This is a genomic window from Olivibacter sp. EAT-5 (assembly GCF_044784325.1).
Classification (GTDB): Bacteria; Bacteroidota; Bacteroidia; order Sphingobacteriales; family Sphingobacteriaceae; genus Olivibacter; species Olivibacter oleidegradans.
The window spans coordinates 5,524,541-5,551,304 of record NZ_CP173028.1; the positions used below are offsets into that span (position 1 = coordinate 5,524,541).

Consider the following 26,764-nt stretch of genomic DNA (forward strand, 5'->3'; position numbering starts at 1 on the left):
AACTACTTTTTCATAATTCAACCTTTTGGTAGTCTGTTTTATTTTTTGTGATTTTCTTCCCATTTGCCTCAATTATTGAGACACCCTTATCACTGGCAAAAAAGTACTGTCCCTGCTTATAGACCAATACTACATTGGCTTTTTCGCTGCATCTTATAGTAATTCCTTTAGCGCTTATTAAAGTCCCCCCTCCTAAAAATAAGCTAAAATCTTTGTTTTCCTCGCTAATAACCGCGTAAATACCCTGGACTGTCATGTTATTGTAGTGTACCTTTTCATCTTTTGCAGATGAAAAAATATGATCCAGTCTGCCTGATTTACTTGTCACTATCAAACCTACAAAATCGTCAGACACATCGCCTACTTCGAATGTACTAATCGAATCAATAGATTTACCTTCTTTTTCCGTTGTTGGTTCAAAGATGGAGACAAAAGGATGATTCCATGCTTCTCCATGCTGCCTTGCCGCTATTGTTAAAAATGGAGCCGTCTTTAAGTCGTAGGAAAATCCCTCATTTGAACGGAAGGATTTCACCGGTGGTGCCTTAATGGTAAACACTTCCCTCCCGTCGTATCCCTTCATCCACAGGTTCATATAGACATGATTACTATCAGGTTGGTTCATCTTCCAAACTGCCCGATAGTCTTTATTTGTCTTTGCTGCACGCTTATCCCACATATAGTCGAGCGCGAAAAGGTGTCCGCCGGCAAAAGCCATTTCCTCGCTAGGTTTTAAATCCAAAGCTCGCCCTTTCGTGTCTTGCACAGAAAGGTGCTCACCCAGATTATGATAGAAATAGTCGTGAAATCTATCTTTACCATTCCGTCTTTTCGAACGAAAAATATCGACATAATAACCCGTAGTTTCGCCTGTATTTACAATGCTCAATAACCTACTTTGGTCACTATGGCTCTCCGGTTCTAGAAAATAAACATTCGAGTAAGTAATACCGGGATAATATCCATCCTTTCTTCCAGTTGCAGGATAACATCCTAGCAGATCAAAGGGATGATTGCTTAACATTTCGGGATATTTGGATATCCCATCGACCATTACGGTATTATGTGCAGGAAACTGGGAATAATATTCTAAATAAGGTTTTTCAAAATAAGTCGACCCTATTCCCGATTCCGGCCCCAGCACATATCCTTTTCCATAGAGTTCCATTGCAACACCATTAGAATGCGCATGATTGCCATAAGACGCAAATTGCGATATCATCAGGCCGTGCGCTTTACTATGGTATTTTGATCGTTGTACAAACCAACTCACATTGGGCGCGTAAAAAGTGGCGGTTACAAAGTCTTTTAATCGAGCTGCGGGAATGTGTTTATCCAAAACAAGTGGTTTACCGGTAAAGAAAGATTGGATTTGTGGCAACAACTTAGTTTCTGTTGAGCCTTGTACCCGATTACCAATAAACCGTTTATACATCCCTGTGAAAAGCTCTTCGTCTTCCCGATTTTTATATTTTTGGCTTATTTTAACCATATCCACTATGGGCGAAGCAGAAAGACCGGCATAATACGAATCACCAAAGGCTGTCGTTAGTTCATTGGGAAAGAGATATTGTGGAAGAACCGTTACCGCTTTTTTCATTACCGGCATATAGGGCAATAAATTCTGATGATAAGTATGGTCGTAATGCATAATAAACTCCATGAAAAGACCTGTTACACTCTGTGCATAACCAGGACTTTCATTCCAGATACCGGTTTCTTTATCGTACCCATAATTCATCAGCTTGCTTAAGGCCCATTGCCGCGCAGACGTCTTGTTTAAGATACGATCGATGTAATACATTCTCCCCCTTTTATCGGTGTAGGCCACGTCATCATTTAACACCATAATCACCGGCAGTATGAGACTCGCTTGATGTAAATTCCAGTTGTTATGGGGCACACCATGCTTGATGATCACATCAATCCATTTTTTAAACGCTTGCTCATAAACGAGAAGTTTATCCGGATAATTCGTTTGTATATATCCATAGAGAAAATCGTAGAAAACGGCTAACTCCGGAAGAATTTTCTCTTGGATAACCTCAAAAGTGCTCATGCCAACTAAAGTTTGCGCATGGCCATTTCCCTCGTCGATAGGTTCTTTCATATAATACATCCCAGTCATATAGGTATCAAAAACCCCAAAAGCCAACTTCGCATATTGCTCCTCTCCCAGCAACCAATAAAGAAAGGCGGCATCCCTCCCCAGCCCGATAATTTCGCTGTTCACGCTTTCAATATTCGCGCCTGACACCGCCGCTTGGTCAACCCATTCCAAAGGGTCACCCTCTTTGATTGTATTTTGAAAGAATACGCCCTTGGTATCGTCCATGTAAGGTATAATATCTTCCAATTTGGGGCGTTTGATCGATGAACCAATCCCCCTTGTGCTTCCAAAGCGAACCGTAGGAACCGGAGCTTTCCCTTCTGCCCGTGCATAAATACCTCCATTGATATACACCTGATCAGCATGGCTCTTCCAATACATCATCAATCGAGAAAACAACCAATCCGGTTCTTCCTGTGTTCTCTTTATGTAAGGATCCAGTCGATCCCTAATTCCCTGCATCACCTCTTTCGCCCAGTTTTCCTTTTTGATTCTCTTTTGCAACATGGATTTGTTCTTCGGCGTTGTCAGCAATCGAGGATGTTCCTGCGGCAGATTTGTGGGTAACGGGATCTGTTGACTATATAATTGGCCGCTTATTACCACGATCGCCAAGCTTAAAAACATTTTTAACTTCATAGTATTAAGTAATCTGCATTCAAAATAGATTCCTATTCCGTAAAATCAAATCAACGACTATTTTCCTAACTGTTGACCTTTCCAATATATATTTATAAACTGTACTCAACCGTGGGAACTGATCGCATCTGTTCACTCACTGCTACCATATTGCCAATTAGTAACGGTGCAAAAATAAATGCGCGATATAAACTACCGACTTTATCCATCTTTAAGGTATAAAAGTCACATTTTCTACATGTTCACCAATGTAAACCCGTGCCATATCGCCTGTTTTATACCATTTCGGTTTATCAGACATATCATCAGTGATCAGCCTGCCGTTTATACGTAGATTTTGGAAAACCACATTCTTTACTTTCCGCTCACTATCATAACCCGAAATCATGGATAGCTCGCCCCCACTTCCATTGTAACTGACGTCCTTAAAAACTATATTTTCAATACCCCGCCCAGGGGCTTTGCAATATTTTTCGTTAAAAAATATGCGTAAATTCACCAATTGACCCTGCCTAAAATCCTCTATACGGATATTCTCGAAATGTACGTTACGGATCAGGTTGTTGTCGCCCGCATTAATAGCTAAACAACCTTGATAGTCCAACTGCGCTTCCTTATGATCTAGAATATCGATGTTTTTATAAAAAACATCTTCGATCGTATCCGGCTTTTCGGCATTTCCATGTATCCCGATAAAAACTGGATGCGCCACATCGGCCCAAAGGGTAGAATTTTCCATGCGAATATTTTTGCATCCCCCTTCAAATCCCTTCCGTGTTGCGTATACCGTTGTACAATCGTCGGAATTACGACAAAATACCCCATCAAATAATACATTATTGCTAGCAAAAACATTCATACCATCCCCCCAACCATAATAGCTTACACTTTTCACATTACGAATGATCACGTTATCCGAGCCTCCGGTAGCGCATTGTGTCGCAAATATTCCTTCTACTAGAATATGTTTAGCACTCGAAATGTGGACGCCCATCTTCACCGTATGCTCTACCATTCCACGTCCAATTACGTTTACGTTTTCTACGTTCTGTATTTTCAACTGGCCTCTTAAAATAGCACCGCCATCAATATAGACTGTCTTATTGGAAGGCACCGAAAAACCTTTCTCGCCCAGCTCATGAATACCCGCATCGAAGAAAATAACGTTAGGATCCTTGCGATCTGGCTTATTCTCAACCATTGGATTAGCAAATAAGAGTAGGTTATGAAAAATATCCCCATTTACTTCTACCGATAAGTTGCGCGGTCTGCCTAACTTAAATGTAAGGGTGTTATCTTTCACGGTAGGTTCAATTCCATACGACAGGGGTCTCACCCGCGCTTTGTTTACCTTACCTTTATTGAAGGTAATAGAAACCTCCACTTCCCCTTTAAAATCAAAATAAGCCATTGAAGAGCTTTCTATGTGATGCTTCGCATTGCGTACCTCATCTACTTTAATCAAATGGCTAGGTATCGGTTGCCATTTTTTCTCACCAATCAATCGAACAGCAACGGTATAATCATCGTTTAGTAGGGCCCCCTTAGGGGCCTTGTAAACTACTAACTGATTGGGTAACTTCTCCGCCTTCGCGAAGAATGCCAAGAAGACCGGAAATAACAGTAATAAAGCCCAACGGTTGTTATTCAATTCCATACCCCTATCTTTAAAATACCTTTTTAGGTAGTGCTTTATATTTCTTTTCATTTTCCTTATTCGCGGGTGTAAAGCGTATAGCGGCTCCACCGCTTGCTTTTAATTGTAATCGAAGGGTCTCCGAGCTTTTTACCAAGAAGCGATTCACGGCAACCTTTGTTTTAGTTTGTACCTGCCCATCGTCTGTATAGATATGCATTACATATTGTTTTCCTTTTTCCAAAAAATCCAGTGTAAAAGCAATCGCTCTTGCATCGGTATTGGTGATAGTGCCCACAAACCAATCCGATCCACTACGTCGAGCTGTCACAATATATTCGCCTATTTTACCATCGAGCACTCTTGTATCATCCCAAACTGTTTTAACCCGATCGAAAAACTCAATTTCCGGTTCACCTTGATAATTTGCAGGTTTATCGTACCAATACAAAAACTGCAAGGGGCTATAATAAACTACCGATAAAGCGAGTTGATGTGCATGAGTTGTTTTAATTCGATTATTATAATAGCAAATGGTATAATCTCCTGCTCCCGCCAGAAATCTGGTGAAGGGTAGGATGGTATTGTGCGTTGCATCCGGCATCTCTTCATTGCCTCGTATTCCCTCCTGCGTCATGAGGTTGGGGTAAGTCCTACTAACCCCCGTCGGCCTGTACTCATCATGGATATCCACCAATAACTGATGTTCTGCAGCCTTCTTAACCGCTTTATGCAACCAGTCGGACCACCTATTCGAGCCTACCTGAACGAAACCGAATTTCACCCCCTTAATTCCCCATTTTTGAAAAAGTGGAAAAAGTTCATCCAGTTGATTTGCCAAAGCTCGTTGATTAACGTAAACGATAATTCCGATATTCTTTGTTGCTGCATAATTGATCAATTCTTGCATCTTCAAGTTACGGTTCTCGGCTACTCGGCGGGCATCCGAAGCTACCTTCATTTCCGGTCCGTACCAACCCGCATCTAGATGAACATACTGCATATTATGCGCTGCAGCAAAATCTACACATGCCTTTGCCTCTACCGTAGTCAAACCTGAACGAATGACCTTCCCCGGTTTAATCCAGGAAGTATTTTTAATTTGGTTCGGTTCATTCAAGTTCAATAACAAATCATTATGTTCAATCAGGTCACCTGCTCTTTCAGCGGCCATAATAACCCGCCAAGAAGTAGCGAATGGGCTAATGGCATCAACCTTATCATAGATAGATGCTTGCAAGGTATTTTCCTCGTCAAGCTTCAGCTTAAACTTAGTTCGTGCATAATCAATCATTTGTGCTTCCAGCAAAGACACATATAAACCATTTTTCAACTCGAGCGTCAGCGGGCGCTCACCTTCATCCTCCCAATTTTTCAAGGGCTGTAACGTATAAGGTCCCTGCGCCCATCGCTCATAGTAGGCTTTGGTTCCCGAAGCGAAGGAAAAGGAAGTTTGTTCACCTACAATATGAAGGAAAAGACCGTTGGTACTCTCGGGAAAGAAATATTTAAAAGCCACACCCTCGTTATAAGCGCGGACAATGAGATGCATCTCATAGCTTCTTCGCTTATCATAACTGGTACCATGCCGGCCTTCCGTAAGTATGCTTCCCTCATCAAACTTGGTAAATTTCAATATCAGCTCCTGATAGCGATTTTCTATGTAGCTCCGCTCTCCATACAGCGGTTTCCAATCAGCTTCTATCGTATTCCGAAGCTCTTCTTTAAATTCAAGGTTCTCGCACCAATACGTACTTGGATCATTTTCGATACCCAAGGCGGATTCGAACAGTTGATTCTCAAGTTGAATGCCCAGTTCAGACTCTGTGACTACTTCCTTACCTTTATAATTCAATCGGTAGTATAATTGTCGTTTATTGGATGCGATTTCCTTCTGTGTAATCTGCATCTCATAAGCGCCGTTCGGAGAAGTTAATTTCCAACTTTTATCCTCTCGGGCAAAAACGCTTTTTGCAGGCAGCAACCATAAAAAGCAAAGAAAAAATACGAATGTCCTAACCATGGTATTGATTATATTTGCGTGTCTTTATTTTTTCGATCTGCGTAACCGCCAACCCATAGATATCCACTCCTACCTGTATTTATTACCTACAGGTCAGCAATTCACTATAATTGTATAAAAAGACGCTTGTTAAATTTTCATGTGCGAGTGATTTTTGTGATCACCATAATTAAACAGCGGATGATCAGGAGAAATTAAATCCCCAGCTCCTTTTGGATTTGCTCCAGACTTTTCCCCTTCGTTTCAGGCATAACACGCCAAATGAATAAAAAGGATAAGAACATCATGACGCTGTAGAAAACGAAGGAATAAAAACCTCCCATAGCGCTACCTTCCACAATAATGGGAAATATCCAAGAAATAATAGCGGCCATGATCCAATGCGTAAAACTTCCTAGAGAACCTCCCTGTGAACGCACGGAATTAGGAAAAATTTCAGAGATAAACACCCATATGACAGCTCCCTGCGAAAAGGCAAAAAAGGCAATAAACCCGATTAAATAAATAATAACATGTTTATCTGTTACAGCCGGGTTACTAAAAGAGACGGCGGTTAATGCCAAAAAAAACACCATCCCTACGGCCCCTGTCAGCAGTAAACGTTTTCTTCCAAAACGATCGATTAGGGTCATTGCCAAGGCGGTGAAGAGAAAATTGGCCAGTCCAATGTATACCGATTGCTGAAAAGCGTCCGCTTTGTTAAAACCCGCCATTTCAAAAATTCGCGGAGCATAATATAAAATCGCATTAATGCCCGACAGCTGGTTAAACATAGCCAACAGAATAGCATAAAAAATAGGTTTATTGTACTTGCCATTAAACAATTTTTCGCGTGTGCCTCCTGCAGCTAAACGGTGTTCTTCGCGGATAAGTTGAGCGGCGCCTTGTTCGCCCAGACGAATAAAGATCCGCTCAGCTTCTTGGTCTTTACCGTTTAGCACCAACCATCTTGGGCTTTCCGGTATAAATTGCAATAAAATAAAGAATAGCACAGCAGGAGCAGCCATCACGCCCAACATGTAACGCCAAGCATTTTCTTCACCTGTACCTGATAGCAGGTAGTTTGTTAAATAAGCAACTAATATTCCACCAACAATATTGAGCTGAAACATGCCGGCTAAACGGCCCCTAATCCGAGCGGGCGAGATTTCAGCAATATACATGGGACCTACTACAGAAGATGCGCCAACCGCAATTCCACCCAGAAAACGAAATAGAACAAATAAAATCCATTGTTGCGCCAACGCACACCCGACGGCTGAAAGCAAGTAAAATAATGCAATACCTATGAGCACCTTCTTCCTTCCATATTTCTGAGCAGGAGAACCAATGATCAGCGAACCTAGAACTGTCCCGATTAAGCTAGCTGCAACCGTAAATCCGAGCCAAAAGGCATCAAGTTTCCAAAATTCTTGGATCGTCTTTTCTGCCCCCGAGATGACAGCAGTTTCGAAGCCGAAAAGAAAACCACCCAAGGCGGCTATCAATGCAATACGTGTAGGATAAGTCATATTTCTTTATACAATTATTTTAGGTTCATGCGTTCCTTGCACAGCGTTGAATAAAAAGGCGGCGCCAATCATGGCCGATTGTTCCCCTTGCAGAGCTAATTTAACAGCGGGTGTGATGCCCTTCGCCGCCAGCATAGCCGAAAATTTAGGAAGGAACAAGCGATTTGCCTTCGAGATATTCCCTCCGAAAACTAAGGTATCTATCCTTAAATCCACAATATGCCCCGCAAGGAAGTTAGTTAAGCGACTAGCATATTCGTCAAATAGTACGTCTACCGTTTTATCCTTTCCACTCAACTCACTCAATGCTTCTACATTTGTAACCTTATTTCCACTCAACTCCTCGTAGCGGTTTACAAACCATCTTGTCGTGAAAAAGTCATCGGCGATGCTGGTTTGATAAGATTCGCTTCCTAGGTTTAAATCGATTGTTTTTCCTGCGTAACTAAAAGCTGTACCCATCCCGGTGCCCAACGTAAGGCCTAAAACACGATTATTCATCTCTACTAAACCGGTAGCTACTTCACCATGCAGAAAAGCTTCCGCATCGTTTCTAAACAAAACGTGCTTATGAGATAAGTTTAATGTATTTGCTAATTCTTCTTTTATGTTGATACCATATAAACTTTCATATTTATCTAAGCCTCGGATATAAGAAATGCCATTTTCATAGTCAAATGGGCCTGGCATCGCTAAAGCTAGCTTATCAGGGCGTTCATTGAAGGAGGCAAAAGCCATCTCCAGCACATTGCACCAAGTGTTCAAAATATCCTCACGGGTTCCCCTACTATTCACGCGTGCACGTAACATTCTTTCCGAAACAGCTTGCGAGGAAGAAATATCTATGGGCGCAACCGTGATGTGTGAACCACCAATATCAGCAGCGATGACAATGCTTTCAATAGATGAATAGGGCTTATTTCGCATCTTTTACAATTATTTTTTAAGTTCTATGTTTTTAAGTCTCAATAAAGCCTCCAAATAATAGTAATCCGCATAATTAATAGAAGCATCTACTTCACTATTGTTTGGCTTGTGGCCTGTAGCATGTTTTAGAAAAGCCGTATTCGCATTACCACTTTGATAGTTCGTTGAGAGCGATATGAGCATTTGCACTGCTTTTTTATAAAAGTAATCGGCCCGCTTGCTATTTTTAACAAAACCTGACAATTCAATCAAAGCGGATGCGGTTACAGCAGCGGCCGAAGCGTCTTTGGGTGCATTTGGAATAGTGGGATCGTCAAAATCCCAGTACGGTACCTGATCCGCCGGTAATCGATCCAAATACACCTGCGCTACTTTTTGGGCGAAATCCAGAAATTCCGACTTTCCGGTTTCACGGTAACACATTGTATAACCGTAAATAGCCCATGCTTGACCACGTGCCCACATCGAGCCGTCAGCATAGCCTTGGTGAGTAAGTCCTTTAATTCGCCTACCTGTATTCCGGTCGTAAATAACGGCGTGGTAGGCAGTATAATCAGAACGAAAATGGTTCTTCATGGTTTTTTCAGCATGGCTTACCGCAATATCGTAAAACTTTTTGTTTCCACCATTTTTTGATGCCCAAAAAAGAAGCTCCAAATTGATCATGTTATCAATAATGGTATTATGCTGTGGCCACTCCATTCGCGGCACCAACCTCGGCCACGACAAAATAGTTCCTACATTCGGGTTGAAAAGTGTTGCCAGTGTATCCGCAGCGGCTAATATGATCTTCTTATAGCCGGCATCCTTCGTGAGACGATAACCATTTCCAAAACTATTGAATACCTGAAATCCCAAATCATGATCCAGTGCCGGTTCCTGCGATAAAGCGCTAAGTTCACGGGAGAAACGATCAGCAGCCAGTCGTAAAGAGTCATCACCACTAGCCTGGTAGCTGTACCAAAGTATACCCGGCCAAAAACCGCTGGTCCAATCTTTATAATTCACCATTTTCCATTTGCCTGTAGCATCTGTGATATTTCGTGGAATATTCGGTGTATCGAGCGGTAAAACGGCCAGGGTCTTTTTTACCTGTGCAACACAATAATCAATATCCCGTTGCGGATCGTACAGGACTTCCTTCTGATGGCAAGTCGCTAAACCCAAACTACCTAAAACAAAGCAACAGTATATCAATCGCATCTTCATATATTTTAAAAGTATTGCCCCTTCCTTGTTTGTAACGGAAGGGAGCACGATTCATCAACAAAAAAACCAACTCTTTATAAGCTATTTAAACGACTAGACCTACCATCCCGGATTCTGCTTTAAATTAGGATTCAACTGTATTTCCTGATTGGGAATGGGTAACAAATAATTCCGATCGTTCCATTGGCGTGCCGTTTCCAATGTGAACACGCCATTCTGAATCCTATTACCAATAGCTGGGTATTTAGTCTCCCATTCCGTTCCAGACCATGTAATTCCCTGTAATGGTTGAGGCATTTCTATCTCGGCGGTTTTCCAGCGTTTCAAATCGTCTACCCGAAAGCCTTCCATAAACAATTCGACCGTACGCTCCCGCCTAATTTCCGTCCGCATATCTAACCCATAATTCCCTACAAATCCATTACTCAATTTAGGCATACTCTTATTGACTCGTTGTCGAACCAGGTTTAAACTCTTATTTAGGTCGGCGTCGGATATAGCTTCGTTTCTTTCATAAACTGCCTCTGCATAATTTAATAGTACCTCTGCGTAACGAATTACCGGATAGTCGTATCCTTCGGCATTATCATCCACCCTTCGCTCCGCCGCCCATTTCTGATTAGCATAGCCTGTTCCCATCGCCCCATTATGACGTCCTCTTGAATTAGCCTGGTCCACGGCGTCGCTTAACCAATTGACCCTACTTGATGGGGCCTCGTTATCCCAATAATAGTTACCATCAATCATCATCGTATAGCGCATACGATTATCCCTATTTGTGTATTCAGAACGGGCTGTGCTGTAACCGGCAAAACCGGCGCCTGCTTGATTGATCGGTAATCCATTTGCCATTAAAAACATATCAGCAAACTTCTTGGTAATCTGCATGCCTAAATAGCTATGCGTCACATTATATCGGATCTGCCGAAGTTCCGAATCATAACGATTAGAAAGTATGTACTCCTGATTAGCTGATTTATTCAGATTAGCCGGATTAGCCTGCTGGTTCTCCAATATAAACAAATATTTTTGAGCAGAATCTCCAAGCGCCTGGGGAGCAAACAACTGATATTGTCCACTCTCTATGACTGCGTTAGCATTTTGAATGGCCTTATCCAATAAGGCGTTGTACCTAACCGGGTCACCGTTCCTAAATTTTTGCCAAGTTCCCTCATATAGAGCTACCCGACCTAAAAAGGCTTGCGCAGCGCCTTTACTCACTCGCCCCTTTCCATTAACTCCAATTTCTTTTTCAAACGGAAGCAAGAGAATAGCTTCATCCAGATCATGAATGATAAAATCGACAACCTCTTCACGACTGTTCTGTGTTCCCTGCAACGCCGGCGAATCGACCGCCAGTGGTTTATCAAACAATTGGACTTGACCATACATCTGCAGCAGATCAAAATACACATAGGCCCTAAAAAACTTAGCTTCCGCAATATAAACAGCAATTTCATCCGTATTTGCATAAGTTGAAGCTTTATCCAAAAAATAATTAATGGCTCTGATGCGTTTAAAGGCATCCGAGTAATTATTATCGCTCGTTGTGTTGGTATTCGTACCATTACTATAGGGGTTCCTGTCATTTGCCGCGATTAAGTCCCCCCTAATTTCTGCATGTGGTGCATCAACCGTGCCGATTTGATTAAACGTACGTAAATAGGTGTAAAACTCATTGGCGGCCAGTTCGAACTGATCGGCCGTTTTCCAATAATCCACATCTGAAATTTCATTCGTTGGTTTCAGATCGAGCATTTTATTACATCCCGTCAAGGCCAGTCCGGCAGCAAGCCAAGAAAAGCAGATGATATTTTTATAAAAGGTTCTCATAATATTGTGCATTTGATTGGTTAAAGCGTTAGGTTTACTCCGAAAGTATAGAAACGATAGAAAGGGAAACGTTGACTAACGGTATGTACATTGTTGTTATCACTATCTCCCTCTGTATTAACCGTTCGCGGTGCTTCCGGGTCCCATCCATCACGGATTTTGCTAATCTCCCAAAGATCATTTCCCGAGAAATAAACCCGCAAACGTTCAATACCAATTTTTCTCGTTATGATTTGCGGAATAGTATATCCAATCACTAAATTTTTCAGGCGTAAATATGCGCCGTTCTCGCGCACAAAGTCTGACGGAAAATAATTGTAATTATTAATGTTTCCGGTTGTAGATATACGAGGATATGCTGCATCAGTACGCTCGGGGGTCCACCATTTATTGTAAAAAGCCTCATTCTGTGCTTGGTAGACAACTGCGCCTGGAATACGCCAGTTACCGGTTCTGAGAATCGCCCGCTTACCTACCCCTTGAAAGATAAAGCTCATATCAAAACCTTTCCAATCGAAGCCCCCGTTTATGGCAAAAGAATAACGGGGATCATCCGTCCCTAAAAAGACCGCGTCGTCAGGAAATGTGATCTTACCGTCTCCATTCACGTCTTTAAACATATTATCGCCCAACTGCAGTCCGTTATTTCTACCCGTGCCTTGTGGAATCACATTGGAGCCGTTTTTATAAGCAGCGATATAAGCCTCCAATTGTTCTCGCGTTTGAATACGACCGTCGTACACTAATCCAAAGTAAGAGTTGATAGGATACCCTTCTACGCTGCTATTAAAACCCTGGTTACTTGATTGAATCAATGTTTGTCCACCAAAATTGACAAGCTCATTTTTGGCATCTGAAATATTACCACCGATATGGTAGTTTACATTTCCTATTTTATCGCGCCAGTTAAGACTTAACTCCCAACCTTTTGTTTTCAGTTCACCATTATTTCCTTGAGGAGCCGTTGCACCCAACACTGCCGGAAAGGTACGCGCCAAGAGCATATTCTTATTCCGTTTGACGAAATAATCAACACTACCCGTCAATCGATTATTGGCGAAAGCAAAGTCGAGCCCTATATTAGTTGTTTGCAATTCCTCCCAAGTTCGGTCAAAGGCCACCAAATTTTGAGGCGACACCCGAACGGCGGGACTGTTACCTAGAATAGGGAAGCCGCTCGACGCCGGGCCAGTCGAGTAGTCCAATCGCAAATATTCATAATAATCATATAAACCAATACCACTTTGGTTACCAACAGTGCCCCAAGAAGCGCGAAGCTTCAGATCGCTCACCAATTCAACATCTTTCAAAAATGCCTCTTCTTTCAAACGCCAACCACCTGAAATACCGCCGAATAATTTCCATCGGTCTTGCGCTCGGAATCTGGAGGAACCGTCATAGCGACCATTCACTTCCAATAAATAACGTCCTTTATAATTATAGTTCACGCGACTGAAATAGCCGGCTAATGCATTATGCCCTTGGGTCTCTGAAACTGATTTTGTCGTAGGATCGCCAAAACTATTACTTAATGACGGAGGAACGCCGTCCAGTACATCCAATGTTCTCCCCAAGAAGCGATTGAAATCATTCCTTTCGTATTGCGTTCCAGCCATCAATTTAAAATCGTGATCCGTACCGAATACCTTTTGATATTGCAAATAGATATTTCCTGTATAGTAATTTTCGCGACGTGCCCCTCTTTGATAAAAATTTTGGTTAGCTCCGGTGGACGTCAAATAAATGGGCGGAGCCGTTTCGAGGTAGTCATAATAACCTACCAGGTTTTCTTGTACTCGATTATCGCGATTGTAGAAATAATAACCGACGGCCGCATTTGCACTTAAATGTTCGTTCAATTGATAAGACAAATTGAAATTGGTATTAATCCGCGTATGGAACTCTTTATTCTCTCCCCCGTATTGTGCAATATTATTAACCGCCACATTGCCAATGCCCGAACCCCAGATATACGGTTTGCCATTAATAGTGGTTGAGGGCATACCTGGTTGAATACCATTATTCAACAGACCTCCTAAACCGCTAGGTTGCACAATATCATTCCGTTCCAATGATAGATTGCTTTGCAATTTAAATTTATCCGTAATTTGGTAATCATGGGATAAGCGTAAATTATAGCGTTTATTGCTGTTGTCTCCATACTGCAATAAACTTCCATCATTTAAGTACCCCAAAGAAATACGATATCCTGTCTTTTCTCCTTTACCGCTGATACTCAACTGATGTTCGTGACTGCTAGCGGTGCCCCAAAGTATATCCTGCATGGTACCATCAAAAAACATAAAATCGCGCACATCGGTAAAACCGGTAAATCCTTGATCTAAATATTCCTGTCTTGTTAGATAGTTCAATCCATTTTGCTTTGCATACATAGATGCTCGCGCTAAGTTGATCCATAAATCTTCTGCACCAAAACCATCCGATAAACGCGCCTCTTCGATCATGGGCCCCCACCCGTTTATATCTACCAGCTGAGGAAGCAATCCTACACGCTTGAGCGACAAGGAGCCATTGTAGTTAATAGTGGGTTTGCCATCTAACGCCCGCTTAGTGGTAATCAACACAACCCCACCCGCCGCACGAGCACCATAAATCGAAGCTGCCGCTGCGTCCTTTAAAAAAGAAATATTTTCTATATCATTTGGATTCAACGAGTTAAGTGCACTAACCCCTGGAACCGGAACACCGTCAATGATGACCAATGCTTCTGTACCATTGATAGAAGTAGCGCCTCGCATTTGGAAATTCCAACTCTCGCGGCCTGGTTGGGCCGAACTCCGTGTGACTGTTACACCTGCTACCTGACCTTGCAAAGCCGCTAAAGGATTTGAGATGGGTCCTCTATCCTGAAAGGTTTCTTTACCTATTGTGCCAACGGCTCCGGTCAGTGTCGTACGCTTTTGTGTACCGTAACCCACAACAATCACTTCATCCAGAGCCTGTTGATCAGCTGTTAGAGAAATGGTTAAAGCTTCATGAGCGTTTACTACTATTTCTCTTGTGATATAACCGGTATACGAGATTTGCAAAACAGTGCCGTCGCCTCCCTTTAAGCTAAAACTTCCGTTTACGTCGGTTGCAGTACCTTGCAACGTCCCTTTTACTTTCACTGAAACACCAGGTAACGGCTCATTGGTATTGGCGTCAATTACCTTTCCAACTAATTTTCCTTGGGTAGCTCCCATTGTTTGCTGATTTTGGGCAACTGCTTGGGTTAAGCACCATGTGAAAAGGAATAATACACACCAATGCTTTCTTTTTTTTAATTCGATTAAATAGTTCATATATTTTTTGGTTGGTTAGTCTCTTAACACTTGTCCATGCTCGCTTAATGCGTCAAAACTATAAAGCCTAAACCGATTCAGGAAATGAGAACTCGGTAGGAGTTGTAGATAGTAATACATATTAAAAACAAGATAAAAAGCTGACTTTAATACACTTATATCTTTTAAAAAATCCGTATGCAGGGTAATTAAACTGAGAAGATTGTTAAATATCCTTAGTAATTCATTTGCATATTATTTGTAATGCGAAGCCCTAAACGTCCATAACCTGATGTTTCTCTAGGTAGGCTTTAGGCGTCATACCTGTGGCAGCTTTAAAGGCCTCATGAAAGGAGGTGTAATTTCTAAATCCACTGCTGTAGCATACCTGCTTTACAGACAACTGATCGCTCAACAACAACTTACATGCATAGCCTATCCGAACGTCCTGCAAAAAACGACTATAAGTTTTACCCGTAGTGACTTTAAAATACCTACAAAAAGAACTGGGTGCCAAATCGGCTACTTGTGCCACCTTTTCTAAATTTAGGTTCTCTTGAAAATTAGTTAAGATATAATGGTAGATATTATTGAGTCGATCAGTTTCCACTTTATTGCCCGTATATTGGAACCCCCTCGATGATAAAGTGTTTAATCCTTTGCATTCGGTCATTTTCCGCAGGCAATCCAATAAATCCAATATTTTCCGAAAACCGTCCGCATCGCATATTCTCTCCACATTCCCAAATAACGTTTTTGTGTCCAATCCACTAATTAAAACGCCTCTTTCTGCCTTCAATAGCAGTGATTTAATTGCTTTTGCCTCGGGCAAATTCAACCAAGTCTGCCCTAAAAAATCACGTCTAAAATGTAGCGTCGTCGTAAAGGGTGTATTATCACCTAGCAAACGGATTGAGTGGTCGTAACGCCAATGATGGGGTAAATTCGACCCAATCAACACAAGATCCCCCGCAAGAAATGTACGAATATGGTCCCCTATAAAAAGCGTACCCGTACCCTTATGAAAACAAACCAGTTCTAACTCTTCATGGCAATGCCATCGATCATTTAGATTAGGTGTCATGACTCTCCGTACGTTAAGCGAGCTGGTTGCTTTTTTGGGTATTATAATTTGCTGTGCATTCATTTCTTTCTATGGTTAGCTTCCGGGTTAGCGTTCAGATGAGGGCGATCTGCCGATCTGTTTTGCGAAATTGATTTATCTATCCCGTTAAAAGGGGGACAAATCCGTAAAAATGGTGGCTATTTTCGATTCATTTTCCTGGCTTTCGAGCCTCCTATATCGGTTCAGGAAAAATCGGGGTGAAAAGGCATCGCTTCATAAAGGAAATAATTCGGTCTTTATATTGAAAAAATTTTACTTTTATGGTTCTAACGCCGGAAACCCTAAAATGGAATAAAACGCATAAGCAACCTAATGAAAGCGCTACTTTTAATATTTTATTCATTATATTGTTTTACAACGCTTTATGCCCAAAAATCAGGAAATATCAGCTATGTGGATATTGAACGCGGTTTATCTAACAACCAAGTAAGGAGCATAACCCAAGACCATCGCGGTTTTATGTGGTTTGCCACCAAAGATGGCCTCAATCGTTATAACGGGTACACGTTTGATGTTTTTAGAAAGCAGGTGGATAACTCCTCGTCGCTGTCTCATAATATTTTAACAGCGGTAACCAATGACAGGCAACATCGTTTATGGGCAGCGACCCGCCAAGGCGTTTGTATCTACAATGATACTACCAATACATTTATGCCTGTAGATCACCTCCCTTATCACGGCCAACATGCTAAACCTTTACAAGAGGTAATACGTACAGTACAAACAGATAAAGTCGGTAATATGTTGATTGCATCTGAAGGATTGGGATTATTATATTGCCAAAGTGGTCATACAGCAAGGCAAATTCCGTTAATTATAGAAGGCAAAAAAAATCTCACTTACGGTGTCCCCTGCCTTACCATCGCGCCTAACGGAACTGTCTGGGTTTTTGTTCAAAAAATTGGCCTGTGTGTACTGCGTTACGACAAGATGTGCCTGGAACTGATCAACGAGGAAATTAAACTCGCTGTTAGCATGGAAGCCGATGACCAATATCTCTACATTGGCAGCTACCGAGGTTTGTTAAAATTTGATGTCAAACAACAAAAATTAGAAAAAGTATTTTTAGATAAGTTTGATCAAGGCGTGCTGACGGTCAACTGTCTCACATGGCGCACAGCCGATGAACTCTGGATCGGAACAGCCGAAGCTGGTATTTTTATATATCATGCTAAACAAAAAGAGGCTCAAGCCTTTTTATCATCTGATCAAAAGAATTTGTCGAGCTATGGTTATATCTACTCCATTTATGTCGACTATGATGCTCGAGTTTGGATTGGAACATCCATCAGTGGTGTGCTCATTGTGGACCCTAACAAAAAAAAATTCCGTACCCTCACACCGGGCCAACTCGGAACAACTAAATCCAGTCAGTTGGCGATCTCTTCATTTATGGAAGATGGCGATCATAATCTGTATGTCGGCACTGAAAATGATGGATTGTACATATGGCATCCGAACAAAGGCTTTTACCGTCATTTTCTTCATGACGAAAACAAAGCCACCTCTTTATCTAGTAATTCTGTCACTTCCATACTCCAAGACAATGAAAACGCCGTTTGGATAGGCACTTTCAATGCCGGAATCAACCGATACCATTCGGCAAACGGTACTTTTGAACGATTTCGTTGTATCAATCCGAGTACAGGTATTGAGAATAAAGTTATTCGACGTCTTTATAAGGACAGGCACGGTAACTTTTGGGCAACCACTTTAAGGCAGGGAACACTTACAGGAGGCCTATATAGATTTAATTATCAATCTGATAGCTTTCAACTGTTCGATGATCGCTTGAGCGATTTTTTTTCCTTTACAGAAGACAGACAAGGCACACTATGGGGTGGAAACCTTACCGAATTAGTAAAAATCGACACCGCAGCAAAAAATCATCGGTTTTTCCCTATTCATTACACGGTTACCAGCATTTACGAGGATAGGGGTGGTCATTTTTGGGTTGGTACCGAAGGTGGAGGGCTCTTCCTTTTCGATCGGGAGCGCTTCCAAATTACTAAACGGTATACCACAGAAAACGGGCTCAGCAACAACGCGGTGCTTTCCATTTTAGAGGACGAGCAAAGTAACTTATGGATGAGCACGTATAATGGCTTAATGAAATTTGATCCAAAGCGAGAGCAGTTTCTTTACTATTATCAAAGCGATGGACTCCAAAGCAATCAATTCCAATTGTGCGCGGCTGACCGTTTAGCCTCCGGAGCCTTTGTCTTTGGCGGCATAAAGGGCTTCAATCTATTTATGCCAGCTGAAATAACAACTGCTCAAACAAGCCCGGCACTTCACTTCACGCAAGTGGCGGTGGATGGAAAAGTGTTCCCCTTCATGAATACGCCTATTGTTTTGCCTTATAACCAAGCTGCGTTAAGCTTCCAATTTGCCGCCTTGGAATATTCAGCACCGGATAAGATACAGTATGCATATTATATGGAAGGTTGGGATAAAACCTGGAATTATGCCGGTAATAACCGGATCATTAATTACAATCGAATGGCAGAAGGCTCTTACGTCTTACATATACGTTGCACAAACAGCGAGGGCATTTGGATGGATAGTAATACACGTCTGGCAATTACCATACTTCCACCTTGGTATCGAAGCTGGTGGGCCTATTTGTTATATGCAGTAACCGCAGCTGCACTGCTATCCGGATATCTCTTGTACCGAACCAGGCAGACGCGTTTGCAATATGAAGTAAAAGTATCAAAGCTGGACGCATTGCGTAAAAAGGCTGAATACGATGCAGAAGTGGTACGGCACGAAAAGGATTTGATCGCTTTTGAACAAGAACGATTGATCAATGAAAAAGAGAAAGAACTGAATGAAAAACGCATCTCCTTTTTCACCAACATCTCTCATGAGTTCCGTACCCCGCTCACACTAATTATCAATCCGATTAAAGAATTGTTGAATCGGATCAGCGAAAAGGAGGTGCGCAACGAATTGGATATTATGTACCGAAGTGCGCGTCGTATGTTAAATTTGGTTGATCAGCTCCTTCTTTTCAGGAAAGTGGAAGCGGGTTATGAGCAATTAAACAACTCTTACTTCAATTTCCATGACTTATGTGAAGAAGTATACCTCTATTTTATACAGCAAGCGCAGACCAAACACATTATTTATGATTTTTTCTGCCCGAATAAGGAACTGTATCTCGTAGGCGATCGGGACAAGCTTGAAATGGTATTCTTCAACCTTATTTCAAACGCTTTAAAATATACCTCCGTTGGGGGTCGAGTCAGGCTAAATGTTGTTGAGATGGTACAGGAACTGATAATTGAAGTGTCTGATACAGGATGCGGCATTTCAGCTCAGGAAGGAGATAAACTATTTGAACGATTTTACCAAACCGATTACGGAAATAAAACCGGTAAATTAGGCTTTGGAATCGGGCTTTATCTTGCTAAACAATTTGTCGAATTGCATGGAGGAAGCTTGACTTATCAGAGTGCACTTGGTAATGGTACCACATTCAAGGTGGTACTTGTGAAACAGGATAGGCAGCCCTTTGAAGCCCCTCCTATCGCAGTCCATTCCGTTTCCTCGCTTCCGGATCATTCGCTCATATCAAACTCTTCGGAAGCAGTGGAGTTAGATTTGAATACAACGAATTTAAACCAAGAATTCATCAGTGATAAAAGAAGTTTGCTGGTGGTTGATGACGATGCGGATATTCGCAACTATATCAAAAATATCTTTAAGTCAATTTACACAGTTTATGAAGCCGAAGATGGCGAGGAGGGTTTGGCAATGGTTCGGAGGAAGCTGCCCGATCTTATTATTACAGATTATAAGATGGGTGAACTGGATGGCATTAGCTTTTGTCAACAGCTAAAAAATGACACAACCTTTTCCAATATCCCCGTAATTCTATTAACCGCCAATACAGGCAAGGATGTCCAATTAAAAAGCCTTGATAGTGGGGCTGACGATTTTCTTACTAAACCATTCGAAACAGATTATTTAGTTGCTCGTGTGGCCAACCTCTTGCAAAACCGAAACTATTTACAAAATTATTTTTATAATGAAATAACGCTGCAATTTAACACTGTAGTGATATCAGAGGAATACAAGAAATTTCTGGATCGTTGCATTGAAATCGTGGAACAACATTTAACCGACACCGACTTCGGCATACAGGCGCTTGCCGCTGAGATTGGCATGAGTCATTCTAATCTATACAAAAGAGTAAAATCCATTTCGGGGCAGTCGGTCAGCGCCTTTATCCGCTTTATCCGGTTACGTAAAGCGGCTCAATTACTTATCGACACGGATTGTAACGTTACAGAAGCGGCTTTCAGAACGGGCTTTAATGATCCCAAATATTTCAGTAAGCAATTCACCAAACTATTTCGATCGAGTCCGTCGGAATTTATTAGAAAACACAGGGTAACCTTTGCTAAGCATTTTAAAGTTCAGAAAAAAGAATAACGAGGTCGCTAATTAGCGTATAGATAATTCTATATTCACGGTAGTTCCCTCGTTTATTGCTGAATCAATCTCTAGATTTCCTTTCAAAAAGGACACTCTACTCTCCATATTGTTCAGACCGATACCTTTCTTAGTTTTCAATATACTTTTATCGAAACCCCTGCCATTATCTTCCATGGTAATGAAAAAGCGATTTTCATTTTGACTACATTGCAACACAATTTGGCTAGCCCTTCCATGACGTACAGCATTTGTCAATAACTCTTGTATTATCCTGTAAATACTCACTTGTACCTGTTCAGGTATATCCTTTTGTATAGCAAATGCCTGAAAACTTATGTAGGTTACCTCGTTTCTAAAGAAATCACAAAGATCTTCCAACGCGATCTCTAAACCAAATTTGATAAGCGCCATAGGCATCATATTATGGGCTATACGGCGCAATTCTGTCAGTGAACCATCAACCTGATTAATGATGCCGCCTAAATCCTCTACAATTACATTGGTTTCAGCTCTCGACTCCAAACCCGAAAGATTGATCTTTACATTGGCAAGCAAGCCGCCTAAACCATCATGCAAATCACGTGCTAAACGTCGACGTTCCTTCTCTTCTCCTTCTAATAAGGCTGAACTATACTCAAGCTGTCGTTGTTGTTCGGCTTCCTTTAATTGCTGTCGATAATTTAGTTCCTTTTGTTCCGACAACTTTTTATTATTCCGGTAATACCATAACGAGAAAAAGGAAGCTAACAATAATACCAGACTTAAAGCTCCTAATAGCCAGTTAAAGAGACGATTGTTACGGGCTTCCAGTACAGTTCGATCATTCTCCGCTTTCAATTCGCTGATTTTCTTTTCGTTCTCTGCATTTCTAAACTTGACTTCCAGTTCGTGTATATCATTTTTCAGTTTACTCGCATTCAAACTATCACTCAAAACACTATATTGCTTTAACCAGTTATAAGCAGAAGACATATCTTTCAACCTTACATTCGTTTCCGCCAATCCTTCATAAATTTGCAATCTATTTACGGCAAGTGACATCAATTCCTTTCGATTTAATAGCTGATGAAGTACTTCTTTTGCTCGTTGATAGTCTCCGTTTTCATAGTAGACATAAAATTTTTGGAACACCAAACTCTGCTCGTCATAGGTCATGTTTAGCTTTTTTGCTAATCCGATTCCTTTATCCAAACTTTTCAGCGCTTTAACAGGGGCTCTAACTACGGTAAAGTACATTCCTTCTATCATATAATAGCGCAGAAAATGTTCAGACTCGGGAAAAGGAGCGAGTAAAACACGTGCGCTATCCAGCATCGCTTTTGCCTTCGGGTACTTTTCCAGAAAAACATAATTTTCAGCATTAGTAACGTAGGCTTTCGCCAATAATCCGGGCTCAGCGTGTGCATCCTTTAATGTCTCAATCGCCTTCAAGCAGTATTTTTCAGATTTCTCCAGTTGCCGTTTATTTTTGAAAACAATCCCCATTGCCAGGTAATTATCACCAACCAGCGAATAGTCGCCGGACTTTTGGGCAAACGGAATGGCTTTATTTACTAAAATATCGGTGAAAGCCTTTTCGTCATCATCCAATTGTTTCCACAAACCAATCTTCCGCCAAATTTTTGATCGAAATAGATAAACATCCCGACCTGTATATTTGCGTAAAGCGTCGTCTGCTTTTAAATAAATGTCCTCACTTTTTTTCCTTTCTTCTTCAAAAGAACCTTCAAAATAATAACGTATTCCCTGTAGATAGGGGTAGTTACGGCTCAATTGCGTTCCTTGTTCAAGGTATCGCTTTGCTTTGATTGTATCCTTGGCGGACCAATATTCAGCTAAAAGAAAACTTGTTCGTGCTTTAACACTATCAGACGCGGTGCCTTTCAAAACCATATTTAAACTGTCCCTATATTTACTATGATCAAGTGGCACTTGTGCCAGACATACAGTTAGGTAGTTTAGAAAAAAGATTAAACAAAACAGGTTGCGAAGCATATCGGCAAATTAAATTCGATTACAATCGTTAAAAATATTTAAAATTTACCGAAAATGGAATTTCCTTAAAGTAAACTCCCGTTGGTGGATTCGCCTTTAACATAGAGATGAAGGAATAGCCTTGTTATTTTCAATTTTTAGATCATGCTTTTGGAAAGTCCTGAGCCATCCGCCACGTCCTGCAAGGTTCTCCGCTGATTCATCCTTAGTATCCTGATGCGGTCGCCCACAGCTAAAGATGTTAAAACATGCTCTTTAGGACTTTTATTTCGTTTTTCACTAAACATCCAATTATTAACAAGCGTAAAATAAAAAGTTAAGCTTATTTGATCAAACCATCTCCGTCATAAAATATTCTTCATCTACGCTATGCAGTAATGATTAAAAACAGCCTCACCAGTCCAGTTTAATAAGCGCTACCGCTTGTCGTTTTAACGACAAAGGCACAAGGGCTTTGCCCGCGTTTATATCTATTCTTTTTTCCAAAATGCACTTTAGTTTACCCGCTTGCTCAAGCGTTGAGATTTGCTGTTGACTTGGCTTTTGCGGTGAGCCCATTTTTTTCCAAACTTCGTAAGAATTACTATTCTCGTCGTCAATAAGATACAGATGGAGCGTGGCATCCTTAGCTGGTACATGCGCTAAAACTACATTCACAATTTCGGCAGGCCCCTGTTCATCGGCATCGTGATAATTCCAAACCATCACCGCTGCTGATTTTACATCTTTAGTAGCCAATGCGCCAATATCCGTTTTTGGTCCACGCACACTGGAATCAAGTACCGTTTCAAGTGGATACATTCGATTACTCTCTACTGATATACGATCGCCTTTCATCATACCAAACATTCTGAAAACATTCAGTACCGGTTTATCAACTCCATTGGTTGCCAAATCACGGAAGCCGTAGAACCAAGGTTGATTTTCAAATTCAAAAGACCAAGATACCGCGCCCAGAAAATTCACTTTTGCATCATCAGCTAACAAATACTTCCTTGCGAAGGAAGCGGCAGTATAGCTCGAATACATGGTGCCATTTCGGTAAGCATTTTCAGGGTTCGTTGCCATACCACATGCTGCACATCCTTCAGGATCTGATTCACCGATAATAAGCGGCAAATGTTTTGTTTCAGGATAAGAAGACGCTATGCGGAAACCCGCAGCAATATCACGCATCTGTGGCGACATGTTCATCACGACCTTCCCGTCTACCAGCTTGGGTGAACCTTTAGCATGAAAAAGCAAGGCTTCCAAGGGTGATCCCTTTTTTCCCGTGGCGTAATTGGTACCGGAAATGCAGTGCTTTATAAAATTATTCATCCATTCCATAGCACCTTTACTCGAAGTGCCCGCGATATTAGGTCCTCCAATTTTAGCAGTTGGCAGTGCGCGTTTAACACCATCCGCCGCATAATCATAAAGCTTAAAGAACTCATCCTGACTAGCCATCCAATAATGGCCATTAGGTTCGTTCCATACCTCCCAATACCACGTTTCTACCTCCTCTTTTCCATATCGCTCCACGGCATGTTTTACCCATTGGTAAACCAGTTCTCGCCATTTATTGTAATCTTTCGGAGGATAGGCCCACCCAGTAATAATATCGGTATAAGGATCACCGGGCTTCCAACGATGTCGATAAGGTTTTGGATTATTTGATGATAAATCTTCGGGCATAAAACCTATTTGAGCCAAGGGTTTCATTCCTCTCTGAATATACGTATCAAAAATACTGTCAATAATTTTCCAATCATAAACAGGCTTCCCATTTGCATCTTCGGTATACGCATTCGTTGAGCCCCATTTTAAAGCAGCGGTTCCATCGCCACTTACCAATAAGCTGTGTGTACGGACATATACCGGAACCGGACTTAAATCAGCCAGTTCAGAAAGAAGCTTTTTGCCATCTTTCATATAAGTATAATTAGGTTCATCGTATCCAAACCAGGCCCATATCGGTTTCATCGGAGCTATCTTTTTTTGAAGATCTACTTTGATGAGGTTATTAGTAGTTGAAGTTTGCCGGGCTTTTGCATTTGTGGATACAATTGCAAAAAAAACAAGAAGTAAATAGCTAAATGTGTTTCGCATATCTATGATTTATAAGTGGTTGAAAAATCATTTATAAAATTGGTATATTTTATTATTCAATAAAGTTGAATAAATGTAATAACATTCCAAACTTTATCCAGCTTATAAATTTATTAGTTCCGTCAAAGCACCTCTGTATGGACGTAGATTGATGGAAAATATGTTAAATAGTTTAATAGCTATTCGTACACTCTTTTATTCCCACCTATTGAAAAGCAAGGTTCCATAGCCTGGGTGATCGGCTCCAAATGGGGCCCCTTCCGGCCGCAGGTCCTGTAGTACCTGAGAAGTAAAGGGCATTGCCAAGCCTTTTCTGTGTACGTAGTGATTGAATGCAATTTCAAATACAGATCGGAAATTTCCTCTATTCTTTGGAGATATGGCCTCTGGTGTGTAATCTTGATAATTTCTTTCCCCGTAGTCATACCAAAGCACGTAAGGCACCTCATTTCCCAAGTTATAATTGGCTGTATATTCATAACCTCTCATAAGAGCATTATTAGAAGCCTTGTATAAATCTATTCCTTGGTGATAAGCCATTTCAGCAAGTTCAGCTAATGATCCGAGCGCCAGCATGGTATGCGGTTGGTCTCGATTGCTTTCTTGCAGTTGTCCGGCGGTAGATACTACATAATTGTCGATACTTCCATTGCCCTCACCATGATAAAAGTAAGTAACAACTCGATTTATCATTTCCCGATCTTCGGTAAAGATGGCAATGGCCATCAATGCCTTCATACAAATAATATCCCAGTTGCCATGGGCATAGGGTCTGAAATTCTGTAAAGTCGGATAAAATACCTGCTTTAGCATAGTACCACAACGCTGGATAGAGGCTGTGGGCCACTGTGGATAAGTCGATCGCATGATTTCGGCAGCATTTGCTAAAATGAAGCCATAAAGGCCGTTCAACTCAGCATCGCCACCGATGATACCGGTGGTAGTGGAAGCGTAAGCATCAATAATTTCAATCGATTTTTGTGCATTAGCGACATTACCCGTAATATTCCACATCAAGGCATTGTAATAAGCAGCCAGGAAATCATTTTCTACTCGCGATTTCACCGCGCCTCCTCCTATCCCGTCAACGGTTTGACTTGCATCTCTTGTAAGTTTTGTAAAGGGCCCCGCCATATTAAAGGAAGCTGAGGAACGGCCATTGGCGGCCAACAACTGATAGCATGCATAAGCATTTGGCTTTTGGTCGGCAACTAAGGAACGAATATGATTTAAATCCGCCATTGTATGTAACATACCCGGATGTTTGAACGGTGCTGTGAATTGAAATGGAGCAGGGTTTGGCGCACCAACCTTTTGACGAAGGTCTTCGACGGATTTAAAAGTACCCACCCAATAAACCGGATAGTCAAGTTGCCGGTTAGCCAATTGGGCAGCAGTTAATTCAACATCCGCTACCTTAAATTGGAAGAGCGATAAGTTAATGTTGCTGTCAAGGGGCAGTGCGTTGCTGCCGAGTTTTCCTTTGCTCAGATCCCAATAATAAACATTACCGGAAGCCATTTTGATAACTGTATGGTTGTTATTACGGTTATCAAAAGCACCGAGATTCGTATCGAAAAAAAAATTACTTTTAGGCGGTTTTGCCATTTTAACGGCAATTATAGGATAGTTGCTAATATTAAGTACCGCTCCGCCAACGCGCTGTATATCGCCTCTAAATTTTGTGGTTCCGGACATTGTTACCTGCATGGCACCATTCAATAGGGCTACGGTGGCACCATTGGTTGGCGTGCGCCATGTCAAACTATCCAATTTGCCGAAATCGTCAAAAAAATAACCATCTAAATGCTCTTCTGCACCCGGGTTGACAGGATGTAAAACTTTTTTACAAGACAACAATAAGAAAATACTTGCAAGAACGACAAGTACACTTTTAAAGTACATGTTTTTCATCATCTAATCCGATTAAGTTT

13 protein-coding genes are annotated in these 26,764 nt (G+C 41.4%); 1 reads left to right on the forward strand and 12 read right to left on the reverse strand.

Features of this window, described 5'->3' with window-relative positions; translation table 11 throughout:
* Positions 1-10 precede the first annotated feature (10 nt).
* From ACH11B_RS23070 to ACH11B_RS23110, 9 genes are all read right to left on the reverse strand, one after another.
* Positions 11-2,749, reverse strand: a complete 2,739-nt coding sequence (locus tag ACH11B_RS23070; protein WP_289551726.1) for a hypothetical protein — start codon at positions 2,747-2,749, stop codon at positions 11-13.
* A 211-nt stretch (positions 2,750-2,960) separates the two neighbouring features.
* The gene (locus ACH11B_RS23075; RefSeq protein ID WP_377610546.1) at positions 2,961-4,406 is read right to left on the reverse strand and encodes a glycosyl hydrolase family 28 protein; all 1,446 of its coding nucleotides are present in this window, start codon (positions 4,404-4,406) and stop codon (positions 2,961-2,963) included.
* Between the two features lie 10 nt (positions 4,407-4,416).
* Positions 4,417-6,408, reverse strand: coding sequence for a glycoside hydrolase family 97 catalytic domain-containing protein (locus ACH11B_RS23080; RefSeq protein WP_377610548.1), 1,992 nt, complete (start codon positions 6,406-6,408; stop codon positions 4,417-4,419).
* A 194-nt stretch (positions 6,409-6,602) separates the two neighbouring features.
* Positions 6,603-7,919, reverse strand: coding sequence for a sugar porter family MFS transporter (locus tag ACH11B_RS23085; RefSeq protein ID WP_289551728.1), 1,317 nt, complete (start codon positions 7,917-7,919; stop codon positions 6,603-6,605).
* Between the two features lie 6 nt (positions 7,920-7,925).
* A complete protein-coding gene (locus ACH11B_RS23090) occupies positions 7,926-8,846 on the reverse strand; it encodes an ROK family protein (RefSeq protein ID WP_289551729.1) in 921 nt (306 codons plus the stop codon).
* A gap of 9 nt (positions 8,847-8,855) precedes the next feature.
* Complete coding sequence (locus tag ACH11B_RS23095) at positions 8,856-10,049, reverse strand: glycoside hydrolase family 88 protein (protein ID WP_289551730.1); 1,194 nt, start codon at positions 10,047-10,049, stop codon at positions 8,856-8,858.
* A 105-nt stretch (positions 10,050-10,154) separates the two neighbouring features.
* Entirely contained in the window at positions 10,155-11,888 is a 1,734-nt protein-coding gene (locus ACH11B_RS23100; protein ID WP_289551731.1) for a RagB/SusD family nutrient uptake outer membrane protein, read from the reverse strand.
* A 20-nt stretch (positions 11,889-11,908) separates the two neighbouring features.
* On the reverse strand, positions 11,909-15,193 hold the full coding sequence (locus ACH11B_RS23105; RefSeq protein ID WP_377610551.1) for a SusC/RagA family TonB-linked outer membrane protein: 3,285 nt from the start codon (positions 15,191-15,193) through the stop codon (positions 11,909-11,911).
* A 253-nt stretch (positions 15,194-15,446) separates the two neighbouring features.
* Positions 15,447-16,319: an AraC family transcriptional regulator gene (locus ACH11B_RS23110; RefSeq protein ID WP_377610553.1), complete on the reverse strand. Its 873-nt coding sequence runs from the start codon at positions 16,317-16,319 to the stop codon at positions 15,447-15,449.
* A 291-nt stretch (positions 16,320-16,610) separates the two neighbouring features.
* On the opposite strand from ACH11B_RS23110, the gene ACH11B_RS23115 reads away from it, so the two are divergent.
* Complete coding sequence (locus ACH11B_RS23115) at positions 16,611-20,741, forward strand: two-component regulator propeller domain-containing protein (RefSeq protein ID WP_377610555.1); 4,131 nt, start codon at positions 16,611-16,613, stop codon at positions 20,739-20,741.
* Positions 20,742-20,753: 12 nt separating this feature from the next.
* Here ACH11B_RS23115 and ACH11B_RS23120 read toward each other — a convergent pair whose 3' ends face one another.
* From ACH11B_RS23120 to ACH11B_RS23130, 3 genes are all read right to left on the reverse strand, one after another.
* The gene (locus ACH11B_RS23120) at positions 20,754-22,739 is read right to left on the reverse strand and encodes a sensor histidine kinase (RefSeq protein WP_130855349.1); all 1,986 of its coding nucleotides are present in this window, start codon (positions 22,737-22,739) and stop codon (positions 20,754-20,756) included.
* Positions 22,740-23,132: 393 nt separating this feature from the next.
* Positions 23,133-24,830 carry a GH39 family glycosyl hydrolase gene (locus tag ACH11B_RS23125; protein ID WP_377610558.1) on the reverse strand — a complete coding sequence of 566 codons (1,698 nt, stop codon included), beginning with the start codon at positions 24,828-24,830 and terminating at the stop codon, positions 23,133-23,135.
* Positions 24,831-25,025: 195 nt separating this feature from the next.
* Positions 25,026-26,747: a DUF4979 domain-containing protein gene (locus ACH11B_RS23130; RefSeq protein WP_289551736.1), complete on the reverse strand. Its 1,722-nt coding sequence runs from the start codon at positions 26,745-26,747 to the stop codon at positions 25,026-25,028.
* Positions 26,748-26,764: the final 17 nt, after the last annotated feature.

Bases quoted from the DNA above. Each gene is read 5' to 3' on its own strand.
- ACH11B_RS23075 (WP_377610546.1), bottom strand. From the start codon at position 4,406: ATGGAATTGAATAACAACCGTTGGGCTTTATTACTGTTATTTCCGGTC.
- ACH11B_RS23130 (WP_289551736.1), bottom strand. From the start codon at position 26,747: ATGATGAAAAACATGTACTTTAAAAGTGTACTTGTCGTTCTTGCAAGT.
- ACH11B_RS23115 (WP_377610555.1), top strand. From the start codon at position 16,611: ATGAAAGCGCTACTTTTAATATTTTATTCATTATATTGTTTTACAACG.
- ACH11B_RS23080 (WP_377610548.1), bottom strand. From the start codon at position 6,408: ATGGTTAGGACATTCGTATTTTTTCTTTGCTTTTTATGGTTGCTGCCT.
- ACH11B_RS23085 (WP_289551728.1), bottom strand. From the start codon at position 7,919: ATGACTTATCCTACACGTATTGCATTGATAGCCGCCTTGGGTGGTTTT.
- ACH11B_RS23100 (WP_289551731.1), bottom strand. From the start codon at position 11,888: ATGAGAACCTTTTATAAAAATATCATCTGCTTTTCTTGGCTTGCTGCC.
- ACH11B_RS23070 (WP_289551726.1), bottom strand. From the start codon at position 2,749: ATGAAGTTAAAAATGTTTTTAAGCTTGGCGATCGTGGTAATAAGCGGC.
- ACH11B_RS23105 (WP_377610551.1), bottom strand. From the start codon at position 15,193: ATGAACTATTTAATCGAATTAAAAAAAAGAAAGCATTGGTGTGTATTA.
- ACH11B_RS23125 (WP_377610558.1), bottom strand. From the start codon at position 24,830: ATGCGAAACACATTTAGCTATTTACTTCTTGTTTTTTTTGCAATTGTA.
- ACH11B_RS23090 (WP_289551729.1), bottom strand. From the start codon at position 8,846: ATGCGAAATAAGCCCTATTCATCTATTGAAAGCATTGTCATCGCTGCT.
- ACH11B_RS23095 (WP_289551730.1), bottom strand. From the start codon at position 10,049: ATGCGATTGATATACTGTTGCTTTGTTTTAGGTAGTTTGGGTTTAGCG.
- ACH11B_RS23120 (WP_130855349.1), bottom strand. From the start codon at position 22,739: ATGCTTCGCAACCTGTTTTGTTTAATCTTTTTTCTAAACTACCTAACT.
- ACH11B_RS23110 (WP_377610553.1), bottom strand. From the start codon at position 16,319: ATGAATGCACAGCAAATTATAATACCCAAAAAAGCAACCAGCTCGCTT.